The sequence below is a fragment of the uncultured Helicobacter sp. genome (genome assembly GCF_937906905.1).
Lineage (GTDB): Bacteria > Campylobacterota > Campylobacteria > Campylobacterales > Helicobacteraceae > Helicobacter_B.
Map to the genome: position 1 here is coordinate 1 of NZ_CALERY010000016.1, position 10,885 is coordinate 10,885.

A 10,885-nucleotide genomic window follows, 5' to 3' on the forward strand; every position below is an offset into this window, starting at 1 on the left:
GCAGGCTAAGGGCGATGATGCCTTGGATTGGCGCAAATAAACTTGTGGATAAGGAGAAAAACTAGGTATTAGCTGGCAAGCGCCAGGTGCTTGGAATCTTGCGCACAGATTTGCATATTTGCAAATCTCGCTTATATATCACTTCTAGGTTTATTGGTTATCGCGCTTATGTTTAGATTCTTACCTGGAGATTCTTGCTCCAAAACTTCCGTCTTCCAAATTTCATGGATTGTTTGGGGGGTGATTGAGGCGATTTCAAAGCTCCCGCTCTGGCTTAGTGCGATAGGATTGCCCAGCAGCACACGAGAGAGCTTAGTCTGGGACATGTTTTTCCCGCTGGTAGTAGCCGCATTGCCTAGCAGCGTGATGACTCGCGCGCTTCCAAGCGCCCATGCCAAGTGTGTTACTCCTGTATCTCCGCCGATCACGCAGTCCATGCGCTTAAGCAAGAGTTTTAGCATGGTAAAATCAAGTGGCGGGAGCAGGTGGGCATGTAAGCAGCTAGCGTGTAGCATGGCGCGTAGCTCGAGCGCACGCTCTTTGGCGCTGTGGTAGATGAGATAGAACTCGCATGCCCCGCATGTGCGCTGCATGAGTGTGGCAAGCATGGCGAAATGCTGGAGTGGGTAGGTTTTTTGCGCGATGGAGGCTTCTAGGACAAATAGCACGCGATACACACTAGAATCCAAAGAGTCTATGCTAGGGTCTAGCACGGGGTCTAGCGACTCGCCTATCGACTCTGGTGTGCTCACTAGAGCTCTAGCTAGCTTCATATCCACGCCAAATCCTCCTGCTCGAAGCTCTACGCAGCGTGCGAAAACCCCCGACAGACCCCCAGAATCTTTGCTGTGTGCTGGTATCTCTTGTCTAAATATCGCTTCTAGCTTGGCTGTTTCTCTAGATTCTAGCGTGCGAGAATCTAGACTAGAATCCAGCGCCTCTAGCACATGCCAATCTGCACCACAAAGCTCCAGCGCACGCGTATAGATTGCAAAATTTCGCACTAATATATTGCTATCATAGGGGATTTGCACGCGCTTGCTATATGCTAGGCTCGCAAGCCCCTCTCTGGCAGCAAGAAAGCTAAACCCCACAAACTGCTTTCCCCTAAGTGCTTTGCCCACCAAAGCAGATTTGATAAGCCCTTGTAGATCTAGCACGATGTCAAACTCCCCAAGCCCCCGTAGAAATTGCCACATCGTGCGCACAGATTTTGGGGTTTTTAGCGTGCGCATAGGCAGAGCATGGAGGACATCAATAGCAGGACTATCTGCGAGAATCCCAGAAAATCGCTCATCAATAAACCACTCGATACGCACACTAGAATCTAATTTCACAGCCAGCTGGGTGAGCGCAGCGCGAAATCCTGCAAGCAGGCTTGCTGAAACCACCACATCACCAAATGATGAGAGTCGCACAATCCCCACACGGATACACTTTTTATGCGTGTTTGTGATTGGAGTGGGGTATTTTAGATTCTCTGTGTCATGCTGCTGTGGGGTAGGGTTTTTTACTTTTGTGTCCATTTGAGTCTTTCGCCTGCGCGTAGTGGGATAATCTCTTCGGAGATTTGTAGCTCATCGCCTATGGCTTGATATGCGCCCACACCTTGTGGGATCTCGCAAGGGGTCTTTTCCAGATAGACATATTTAGGATTGCGTTCCCACTCTTGTGCTAGGGGCGACCATGAGGCAAAATCATAAATACGCATGGCATTATCACTCACAAATGCCTGGAGATTCCCTAGTTTCTCGTGGTGTTCAAATAGCTCAACAAGTTGGGGAAGCAGGCAAGGTGCGCTAAAAATCCCAGCTGCACCATTGCGCTTAGACTCTAGTCCATGAGGCGCAGAATCTGATCCAAAGCTAACTTTGGGGTGAGCATTAAGCGCGAGATCTAGGAGTGCTTCTTTGTCTTTTGGAGTTTTGATTACAGGCTTACAAAAATGATGATGACAGAGCGCGCCGCCAGCAAGCGCATCAAGATCGAGCGTGATATGGTGTAGTGTTAGTGTGGCATAGAGATTCTCATAATTTTCAAGTAGTGGGATTGTGCGATGATCGCTCATGTGTTCGATGATGAATTTTAAGCGCGGAAATTTGGTCGCCAGCTCCACAAGCACCGAGCCAAATTCATGCTCGCGATCAAGCACAAACCCCCCGCTTTCTCCATGGATACATACAATCATTTCAAGTGCTTGAGCGGCTTCAAATAGCGCGCACATATGAGAATCTAGCACGCTAGAGACGCCATGTTGGCTGTTGGTTGTCGCGCCTTTGGGGTAGAGTTTTAGAAATTTGTAGCCAGCTTTAGCGCATTCTTCTAACATCTGGGTTGTGAGAGAGTCTGTCATGTATAGCGCACAAAGCGGTGTGAAATTCTCGCAAGCACTTTGTTTGACACACGCTAAAATCCTTTCCTCATACGCGCGCGCGCTTTCTAGCGAGTCGATTGGGGGTATGAGATTTGGCATGATGAGCGCACCTACAAAGCTTCTGGCGCTAAATGGCAGCACTGCTCTCATTGTAATGCCATCGCGCAGGTGCAGATGCATATCTAGCGGGTTTTTTAGCACTACGCTTGTGATTTTCTTGGGTTCTTCCATGGATTCTCCTTAGTATAGGATATAGGTGATATGAAAGCGTATGAGCGTCTTTTGCTTGGGGCGCGGATAGTCTTTATACGCGATTTCAATGGTTTTGGTCGAGTTTTTATCTAGGAGCACAAAGCCCGAGCTTAGAAGGAGCTTTAGTCCATCGATGTCGCCATTTGGCAACAGGTAGAATTCTATCGCATTTTCGCCAGATTGACTGAGATAGCCAGCAGTGGGCGGGTAGGAGAGATAGCTCTGCGTGATACGCGCGATTTCGCGTAAGTTGCTGGTGATAAAATCGCGCTCTGCACTCCCTAGATCGCCCCACTCATCACCATAAAGCTCATCGATGTCGCGGCGGGTCTGTTTATCTAAGCCTTTGTTTCTCTCTAAGGATCTGGCGCTGTTGGGGCGTGCTTGATTTTGCGAGATTGGGGGGGTTGATGCGGCAGGGTCGAAAAACTGGAGATTCTTTGGATCATAAGTATTTTGTGTGCTTTGATTTTGGGTTTGTGGCAGTGGAGTTTGGGAGGTTTGTGTGTGTTTCGGGGGCTTTTGTGGCTGTGTGTTAGGGTGTGTTTGGGTGGTGGGCAATGCCTGTGAGAGGCGCTTGGCTGGTGAGGGCTGGCTTGTGTTTGCTATATCGGGGCTAGCAAGCTGGGGTTTTGGCGCGCCACGCGTATTGGCAGATTTATCAAGGCTTGATCCGCGTTTTAGCACAAGTAGATTCTCGGTGTCGATTTTGTGGAGTTTGGGGGATTTGGGGAAGAGATGCGTGTAAAGTATCCAGCCGATAAAAATCAAAAAAAGATGAAAGCTAATCGCAATCGCAAGGCTTGTATAAAAGCGCCCTGTATCCCGTCTGTCAAGCGATACAAGGGCTTTGTAGGCTGGGGGCAAATTCATCATTTCGCATTTTTGAGCGTATTCCAAAACTCATCGTTAAAGGCTTTGCTATCACTAATAGGCTTGCTGGATTCTGGCTTGGCTCGTGCGTTTAGGCTAGATTCTGGCAGATTCTTGCTTCGAGGGATTTTATCGAGTAGGAGGTTGCTTTTCTCGCCCAAAAGCACCATGTAAAAATACTCTTTGGTTTCGATAATAATGACTTTGTTTTTGGGGTCAATCTGGTTTTGCGAGATGATTTTGAGCGAGTCATTGCGCCCAGCTCCATCGCGCAAGCGCTTGCGGATATAAAGCAAGAGCGCGAGAATCCCTATAAACCCAGCGATGTAATACCAATAGCTCTGCATATCTATGCTGTGAGTGCTTAGATTTTGCTTGAAACTATCACTAAAAGAAGGGCTTGTATTTTTGCCAGAATCATTAGAATCTAGCGAGCTAGAATCCGCCCTTTTGGAATTTGCTCTGCCAGAATCTGGTTTAGATTCTGGCTTGGTGCCTTGAGAGCTGTTATCTTGCATGGTTTGGCGTGTATTTTGCTCTCTTGGTGTAAAGACTTCTTCCATGGGCGCTGGTTTAAGGGTGGTAGGGGATTTAAGCAGGGAATCCACAATCCCAGAATCCGCGGCAAAAAAGCTTAGGCGCAAGGTGTTTTTGTCTTTAGAAATACTAGGCTTGACATAGTAGCGCTTGCGGGATTCTACTTTGAAGTAGAGATTATTATTTTTGGGGATAATTTCGAGCTTCTTGATGGGTGAAGTTTGGAAGCTTTTGCTCCATTTGCTTGCACTCGCGATGTGCGAGACCATGGTCATTTTCTCATTTTGCACATTTGCTGTGCCCACATCACCGCTAAACGCAGAATCTAGCAACAAAAGCACATCGAGCTTATCTTGTTCTGGGTAGGTTTTTATCTGCTTTAGCGTGGCAGCATGCGCATTATACATACATAGCAGTAGTGCTAACACAAAGAATCGCCAAAACACTTTCATTGCTCGCTCCATGTGCCTACTTGCCTTGGTGTTTAGTCGTAAGGATTGCTACGCGCGATGTAATACACAATCGCATTAGAATCCAGAATCTCATTTAAACGAATTGCAAGACTGCGCTCATAGACCATGACCTCGCCTTTGCCGATAATCCTGCCATTGACAAACACATCGATACTCTCTCCCGCTGGCTTTTGTAAATCGATGATTGAGCCTTTTTCAAATTTTAAAATCTCTGCGAGCGGGATTTTGGACGAGCCAAGCTCCGCGGTAAAAACTACGCCCATATCCAGCAGTCCGCCATAATTCTCCATCATGTCTTCGAGGTAGGAGGCAAGCTCAATTTCTTCTTGCGTGTGTGCTTTTTGTTTATCAAGTATAGAGTGCGGTTTGTCTGCCATGGTCTATCTCCCAATAAATTCAGCCTCCCTCTAGCCATATCTGGCGTGCTAGAGTGCCCATGCGCTTACTGCTTGGCGCGTAGGAAAATGCTGCAGTGTCCAGTGCCTTTAAGTCGAAAGTGGATTCCCTGATCGTAGTCTGTTACATTATGCACACCTAGAAAATTTGGCGTAGAGATATTGAAATTTGTGTCGCGTCCTTGTGCGATAACTTTCGCATGTCCTACGGTGAGATTTGCTAGCTCGCGCGCCATGTCTTCTAGCGCTTCTGGAGTAGGGGCGGATTCCGAAAGAAAGTTCAAGCACATGATTTTCAAGAAAGGCTTATTAAACACAAGCAAGACATTCTTCCCTGTGCCAATCATTTCAATTGATGTCATATAGCCTTTTTTAAGCGGGATTATCGACTCCTCTGGCTCTACACCGATAGAATTTTTAATCACTTCAAAAAAGCTCTCTTTTATGATTTCCATGACTTTACCTTTATAGATCTGTGCTTGGGATTGGGGGCATTGTAGCGTATTTTTATTTAGGTTTGCTTTAGCATTTAGTGCTTTAGGACTGGATTTAGCCGCCACTACCACTAGCGCCTTGGTGTGCTCTCCATTGGTTGTAGGCAAAACTCCTGCACAAAGCAGCTCTCACACGCTGGTCTAAGTGCCTTGCATGTATAGCGACCAAACAGCACAAACGCCTGATGTAATGCAGACAAATCGCTCACAAAGGCTTTTTGTAAATCAAGCTCGGTTTTTTCGGGTGTAGTGGCTGTGCTTAAGCCTAGTCGATGGGAGATGCGGAATACATGTGTATCTACTGCCATGACATTGGCATTGCAGTATTCTAGTAGCACGACATTGGCGGTTTTTTGCCCTACACCTGCGAGAGATTTGAGCTCTGCTTGTGTGGTGGGGATCTCGCCGCCAAATCGCTCTAGCACTTGGCGTGCCATGAGCTGCAAATGCTTAGCTTTGTTGTTAAAAAACGAAATGCTTTTGATAAGCTCTTTTATCTCATCTAGTTGGGCATGCGCGAGCTGCTCCACATCGCTAAAGCGCGCAAAAAGTGCGGGGGTTACGAGATTGACACGCTTATCAGTGCATTGAGCAGAGAGCATGACACACACTAGCAGCTCATAGAGATTGCGATAGCGCAGCTCGGTTTTGGCTTGTGGATAGTGGGCAAGAAAGCGTGTGCGGATAGTCTCGATTTGTGCCTTGGTTCTTTTTTTGGTTTTGCTGTGTGCTTTGATTGGCTTGGTTGATCTACTGGGTGTGGTGCGCTTAGAGATGTTGGGCTTTTGGGGCTGCTTTGTGTTTGTGGTAGGATTTGTAGAATCTAGACTTTTAGATTCTAGTTTTTTGGATTTTGGTGTGCTCATGACATTTCTTTGCTAATTTATATCGGCTAGTTTGCGGTAGGGGCAAGCGGTGCGACTTCGATTTGCTTGGCTTCCTCGCTACGCAAGGCGATGATGGTTTGATTGACTTGTATGGAGATTGTCGCGCCTTTCGCCGAGGCACAAAGTGGTGTGATTGGCGTGCCAATCACCAACCCTAGCGAATTTAGTCGCTCTTGAGCGAGCATATCATGGATATGGATTTTGGTGATGAGGTAGGACTTGTCGCATTGGCATTCATCAAGTGTCATGATAATCCTTTCAAATCAGCACTATATGTATATTTGTGCTTTGTGCCTGTAAGACTTAGTATTGCAGGCGTTTATCGGCGCATATCTTAGCGTAAATTCCAGGAGCTTAGATTTACTTGCTAGATTTTACTTGTCTTATTTGCCAAAGCACAGAATTTAGCAGAATCTCGATTAAGCGCGTTTAGCTCTGTAGCTTGTAGCCTACGCCGCGGATAGTTTGGATTCTCTTGCCAAATTCTCCAAGCTTGCCCCGAAGTGTATTGATGTGCATATCCACAGTGCGTGTCTCGCCGCTTAGCTCATAGCCCCATACACATTCAAGTAGCTCATCGCGCGAAAATGTCCTATCGGGGTTTTTTAGCAGGTGGTAGAGCAGTTCAAATTCTTTTAGCGTGGTTTTTATCTCATTGCCAGCCAGTGTTATGGTGTGGCGCTTGGGTGATAGTGTGAGAGAATCTAGCACCAAATCTCCAGCGCTCTCTCCCTCATAGCGGCGCAGGAGTGCGCGAATCCTAGCAAGTAGCTCAAGTGCGCTAAAGGGCTTTGATAGGTAGTCATCTGCACCAAGGTCTAGTCCTTTGATCTTGTCATATTCGCTACCTAGCGCACTTAGGATAATGATAGGGATATTACGCGTGCGACTTTTTTCGCGCAAGCGCTTTAGGATACTTAAGCCATTTTCATTGGGTAGCATAATGTCAAGCACGATGAGTGATGGAAGCTGCTTGGCAAGCTGTGTGTTGAAATCTAGTGCATTATCAAAGCCTTGGGCTTGGATATTTTGACTGGAGAGGGCGTAGAGGACGAGCTCGAGGATACTAGTGTCATCTTCTAGGACATAGATCATGTGGTTAGATTCTCCTTATGTTTTGTTAGATTCTAGTAGAATCTGCTTTTCTAGAGCTAATGGGCTTGGGGTTTGTGATAAACGCCCTAGAATCCAAAATCCTGCGCGACAGGATTTTTAATGATTAAGGGTTGCCAAGCTGGGGCGAGAGCTACCTAAGGTGGTGATGAGCAAAACCCCCAGCGCAAACCCCCTTAAAGCACAGAAAAGCCAACGATCTAGGATCTTAGCCAAAACGCCCGCCGATATAATCTTTCGTCCTTTTATCTTTAGGCGCATTGAATATCGCCTGTGTCTTATCAAACTCCACCACCTCCCCAAGCAGGAAAAACGCCGTTTTGTCCGAGATTCTCGCAGCTTGCTGCATGTTGTGGGTAACGATAATGATAGTGTATTTTTGCTTTAGCTCATTTATGAGCTCCTCGATTTTTAGTGTAGAGATCGGATCAAGCGCGCTGGTGGGCTCGTCCATAAGCAGCACTTCGGGATTGACTGCTAAGGCGCGCGCGATACATAGGCGCTGCTGCTGCCCTCCACTAAGCCCTAGGGCTGACTTTTTCAAGCGATCTTTGAGCTCTTTCCATAGTGCTGCGCCTTTCAGGCAGCGCTCGACAATCTCATCAAGCTCATCTTTTTTCTTCACGCCATGGGTTTTGGGACCAAATGTGATGTTGTCATACACGCTCATGGGAAATGGGTTTGGCTTTTGGAATACCATGCCAACGCGCTTTCGCAGGAGATTGACATCATAGTCTTTGTAAATATCTTTGCCTTCTAGTAGGATTTTCCCGCCTACTTGGCAGCCTGAGACTAGGTCGTTCATGCGGTTTAGGCAGCGCAGCAGACTGGATTTACCACAGCCACTAGGACCGATAAATGCGCTCACCTCGTTTCTGGCAAGGGAGAGATTGATGTTTTTAAGTGCGTGAAAATCGCCATAATAGAGATTCATGGCTTTTAGTGTGAAAACATCTTTGGCGGGCTGTTCTTTTGGCATTGGGTGGCTCCTTGGATTTTTATGGATTAGATTCTGGGAGGATTAGGCTGGCATGCTAGGGCTTAGCTTTTTAGCTACGACATTGGATAGGATATTTAGCATAATGACAATTAGCAGGATCACAACTGCGCTCGCGGCAGCTTGCTCGATATAGAGACCTTCGTTTAGCAGCTGGTATAGATGCACACTAAGCGTGCGTCCAGAGTCCAAAGCCCCAGCCACCTGTGCCACGCTCCCAGCAGTATAGAGCAGCGCAGCACTCTCGCTGATGATACGCCCAATGGCTAGAATCACGCCTGCGAGCACGCCACTCATTGCACAGGGCAAGATGATTTTAAAGAGCACAACAAGCTTTGGCGCACCTAGCCCAAAGCCCGCTTCTTTATATGATACAGGCACACATTTGAGCGCTTCTTGGGTGTTGCGCAGGATTAGCGGGAGCACCATGATACTAAGCGTAAATGCCCCTGCTAGCATGGTGTAGGTATTGTCAAAAACATACATGACAAAGACGATAAATCCAAAAAGCCCATACACGATAGAGGGTATCCCTGCGAGCGTCTCGGCAGCAAGATTGATAGCACCTACGATCCATGAATCTGATTTGGCATATTCTTGTAGATAAACTGCGCCCAGAATTGCCACAGGTGCGGAGCAAAGCAGGGAGAGAGCAACGATGGTTATGGTGTTGATAAGGGCTGGGAGCATGGAGACATTTTGCGTGGTGTATTTCCACTCAAACAAGCTCGCGCTTAAATGTGGCAGCCCACTATAGAGAATATAGCCCACCAGCAGGACAAACACTCCTCCAGTAAGTGTGATCGCCACAAACACGCTAGCGCGTAGCAGAGTGGAGAGCGGATCTTTGTGGTGGTGGGGCTGCTTTTTTAGATTCTGGTGTGCATGCGATTTGCGCGAGATGTGAGCGGAGGTTTTGGGTTTGGTTGTGCGTGTGGATTTTGTTGTCGTCTGTGCCATTTGGGGATTCTCCTTAGTTTGGGAGATTATAGGTATATTATGTAAAAGCATGGCGCGGGAAATGTAAAGGTTATGTAAATGATTGGGACTTTGGAGATTGTAGGCACCCTAGATTATGGGCGGTGCGAGAATCGAGGGGGTAAATTGTGCTAAGAGCTAGATTGGGGCAAGAACTACTTAAAACCCTTTGCAAGAGAATCTGCCTGCAAAGCGGCGTGTTTGTGCTTTGTAGGCAGATTTTGCCACTTCTAAATACGGCGCGTATCATTTCCTTTAAACAAGCGTTATTGGGATAGAAAATTTATTTTTATATTTACCTTTTGTTGTCCAAGCATGGACGATGATATTAGTGTAATTTATTATTAAGGAGTTACCTATGAAAACTTTTGATCCTTATGATGAAAAAGTCGTGTTTGAAAAGCTAAGTAATCTTATCAATGGAATGGACTGCTCTAAGCAGAGTTTAGAGCAGCATAAAGAGCAACAAGGCGTGATTTATGCTAAAGATGGGCAGAGTATCCAATCTTCTAGCGTGGATAAAAGGATTTGCTTTGCAGATAGAATCCTAAATGGTGGAATCTTGCAAAAAGATGGGAGCTATATGAGTGATGATAAGCAGTTTATATATAGCCTTGATACGAGTGGAGCTGGGCTTTTGCGTATCACTTCTGTGTGTAAAAAGACAAGCTTTACGCTAGTAAATTTCTCGCAAAAAAATGCTGATTTTGGAATCTATTTGCGTGAAAAGCCTTATAAAGAAATGGGCTTTGTGTATTGCAACACTTTTAGTTTGCACCCCTATATTAAGGCTTTCAAGGAAATCGCCCCCTATATTGCAAAGCGAATTTATAAGCCTGATTGTTTCACAAAGGCAGTGGTAAATGACTATAAAAGTGAAAAAATCAATATTTTAGGTCCTTTTTATGATGAGAAAATGTTTATAAAAAATGTCCAAAATATCCCTATGAATTTAGAAAATCTTTATTTGCTAAATGATGCAATGATTGAGAGTATGAAATATTTCACTAAGGATAATGGGCTGGTAAAAGAGCTTTGCATTTTTGGAGGCAATCCTACACCATTAGATAAATTTCGTGCGGATTTGCTAATAAAAACAATGAAAAATCTAAACCACAATATAACAAAAGGAAAGCCCGAACAAGTTATCAATCAAGTGGTGTTTCATAGCTTTGCTTTGGGCGAAGAAGTGGAGTTTTTGCAAGGCTTAAGCAAGGATAGCGGCGGAAAATACTATAAAGTGGATTCTACTTTAGCGTTTAAAAAGGCATTATTAAGCCACCTTGATAATGGCAGAATGCCAGATCCAAAAGAGCTAGGCGATGATGCGAGCATAGTGCCTAGCAAGCCAGAAAAAATCCACGATGATAATCCACCAAAAGATAAGTAAAAAGCATTAGAATCTAGCTAGATTCTATCTCTTTAATCTAGTTTGTTTTATGCACAATTCATATACATTACGCACTAAAAAGTGAAAGGCTAGATAAAGCAAAATTGCTAATCAAAAGCTCT

13 protein-coding genes are annotated in these 10,885 nt (G+C 45.7%); 2 read left to right on the forward strand and 11 right to left on the reverse strand.

Annotated elements, in window-relative coordinates:
* Nucleotides 1-131: 131 nt before the first annotated feature.
* From Q0171_RS03805 to Q0171_RS03845, 9 genes are all read right to left on the reverse strand, one after another.
* Entirely contained in the window at nt 132-1,526 is a 1,395-nt protein-coding gene (locus tag Q0171_RS03805) for a glycosyltransferase family 9 protein (protein ID WP_299326941.1), read from the reverse strand.
* The gene (gene pyrC / locus Q0171_RS03810) at nt 1,511-2,605 is read right to left on the reverse strand and encodes a dihydroorotase (protein ID WP_299326943.1); all 1,095 of its coding nucleotides are present in this window, start codon (nt 2,603-2,605) and stop codon (nt 1,511-1,513) included. The genes Q0171_RS03805 and pyrC overlap by 16 nt, the downstream gene beginning before the upstream one ends.
* A 9-nt stretch (nt 2,606-2,614) precedes the next feature.
* On the reverse strand, nt 2,615-3,499 hold the full coding sequence (locus Q0171_RS03815) for a TonB family protein (protein WP_299326945.1): 885 nt from the start codon (nt 3,497-3,499) through the stop codon (nt 2,615-2,617).
* Nucleotides 3,499-4,488 (reverse strand): hypothetical protein, encoded by a 990-nt coding sequence (locus tag Q0171_RS03820; protein ID WP_299326947.1) that lies wholly within the window; start codon nt 4,486-4,488, stop codon nt 3,499-3,501. The genes Q0171_RS03815 and Q0171_RS03820 overlap by 1 nt, the downstream gene beginning before the upstream one ends.
* A 32-nt stretch (nt 4,489-4,520) precedes the next feature.
* Nucleotides 4,521-4,886, reverse strand: coding sequence for a flagellar motor switch protein FliN (fliN, locus tag Q0171_RS03825; RefSeq protein WP_299326949.1), 366 nt, complete (start codon nt 4,884-4,886; stop codon nt 4,521-4,523).
* A 65-nt stretch (nt 4,887-4,951) separates the two neighbouring features.
* Nucleotides 4,952-5,464 (reverse strand): chemotaxis protein CheX, encoded by a 513-nt coding sequence (locus tag Q0171_RS03830; RefSeq protein ID WP_299326951.1) that lies wholly within the window; start codon nt 5,462-5,464, stop codon nt 4,952-4,954.
* A gap of 5 nt (nt 5,465-5,469) precedes the next feature.
* The gene (gene nth / locus Q0171_RS03835; RefSeq protein ID WP_299326953.1) at nt 5,470-6,264 is read right to left on the reverse strand and encodes an endonuclease III; all 795 of its coding nucleotides are present in this window, start codon (nt 6,262-6,264) and stop codon (nt 5,470-5,472) included.
* Between the two features lie 26 nt (nt 6,265-6,290).
* Nucleotides 6,291-6,533 carry a FeoA family protein gene (locus tag Q0171_RS03840; protein WP_299326955.1) on the reverse strand — a complete coding sequence of 81 codons (243 nt, stop codon included), beginning with the start codon at nt 6,531-6,533 and terminating at the stop codon, nt 6,291-6,293.
* 181 nt (nt 6,534-6,714) lie between these two features.
* Entirely contained in the window at nt 6,715-7,380 is a 666-nt protein-coding gene (locus tag Q0171_RS03845) for a response regulator transcription factor (RefSeq protein WP_299326957.1), read from the reverse strand.
* Between Q0171_RS03845 and Q0171_RS03850 the strand changes: the two genes are divergently transcribed.
* Entirely contained in the window at nt 7,379-7,501 is a 123-nt protein-coding gene (locus Q0171_RS03850) for a hypothetical protein (RefSeq protein WP_299326958.1), read from the forward strand. The genes Q0171_RS03845 and Q0171_RS03850 overlap by 2 nt on opposite strands.
* A 105-nt stretch (nt 7,502-7,606) precedes the next feature.
* Here the strand turns inward: Q0171_RS03850 and pstB are convergent, their stop codons facing one another.
* Complete coding sequence (pstB, locus tag Q0171_RS03855) at nt 7,607-8,377, reverse strand: phosphate ABC transporter ATP-binding protein PstB (RefSeq protein ID WP_299326960.1); 771 nt, start codon at nt 8,375-8,377, stop codon at nt 7,607-7,609.
* Nucleotides 8,378-8,419: 42 nt separating this feature from the next.
* On the reverse strand, nt 8,420-9,355 hold the full coding sequence (gene pstA / locus Q0171_RS03860; protein ID WP_299326962.1) for a phosphate ABC transporter permease PstA: 936 nt from the start codon (nt 9,353-9,355) through the stop codon (nt 8,420-8,422).
* Nucleotides 9,356-9,731: 376 nt separating this feature from the next.
* Between pstA and Q0171_RS03865 the strand changes: the two genes are divergently transcribed.
* On the forward strand, nt 9,732-10,763 hold the full coding sequence (locus tag Q0171_RS03865) for a hypothetical protein (RefSeq protein WP_299326964.1): 1,032 nt from the start codon (nt 9,732-9,734) through the stop codon (nt 10,761-10,763).
* Nucleotides 10,764-10,885: the final 122 nt, after the last annotated feature.

What these genes read in the sequence shown, in the direction of transcription:
- Q0171_RS03805 (WP_299326941.1), bottom strand. Translation starts at nt 1,526, where the DNA reads ATGGACACAAAAGTAAAAAACCCTACCCCACAGCAGCATGACACAGAG.
- pyrC (WP_299326943.1), bottom strand. Translation starts at nt 2,605, where the DNA reads ATGGAAGAACCCAAGAAAATCACAAGCGTAGTGCTAAAAAACCCGCTA.
- Q0171_RS03815 (WP_299326945.1), bottom strand. Translation starts at nt 3,499, where the DNA reads ATGAATTTGCCCCCAGCCTACAAAGCCCTTGTATCGCTTGACAGACGG.
- Q0171_RS03820 (WP_299326947.1), bottom strand. Translation starts at nt 4,488, where the DNA reads ATGAAAGTGTTTTGGCGATTCTTTGTGTTAGCACTACTGCTATGTATG.
- fliN (WP_299326949.1), bottom strand. Translation starts at nt 4,886, where the DNA reads ATGGCAGACAAACCGCACTCTATACTTGATAAACAAAAAGCACACACG.
- nth (WP_299326953.1), bottom strand. Translation starts at nt 6,264, where the DNA reads ATGAGCACACCAAAATCCAAAAAACTAGAATCTAAAAGTCTAGATTCT.
- Q0171_RS03840 (WP_299326955.1), bottom strand. Translation starts at nt 6,533, where the DNA reads ATGACACTTGATGAATGCCAATGCGACAAGTCCTACCTCATCACCAAA.
- Q0171_RS03850 (WP_299326958.1), top strand. Translation starts at nt 7,379, where the DNA reads ATGTGGTTAGATTCTCCTTATGTTTTGTTAGATTCTAGTAGAATCTGC.
- Q0171_RS03845 (WP_299326957.1), bottom strand. Translation starts at nt 7,380, where the DNA reads ATGATCTATGTCCTAGAAGATGACACTAGTATCCTCGAGCTCGTCCTC.
- pstB (WP_299326960.1), bottom strand. Translation starts at nt 8,377, where the DNA reads ATGCCAAAAGAACAGCCCGCCAAAGATGTTTTCACACTAAAAGCCATG.
- pstA (WP_299326962.1), bottom strand. Translation starts at nt 9,355, where the DNA reads ATGGCACAGACGACAACAAAATCCACACGCACAACCAAACCCAAAACC.
- Q0171_RS03865 (WP_299326964.1), top strand. Translation starts at nt 9,732, where the DNA reads ATGAAAACTTTTGATCCTTATGATGAAAAAGTCGTGTTTGAAAAGCTA.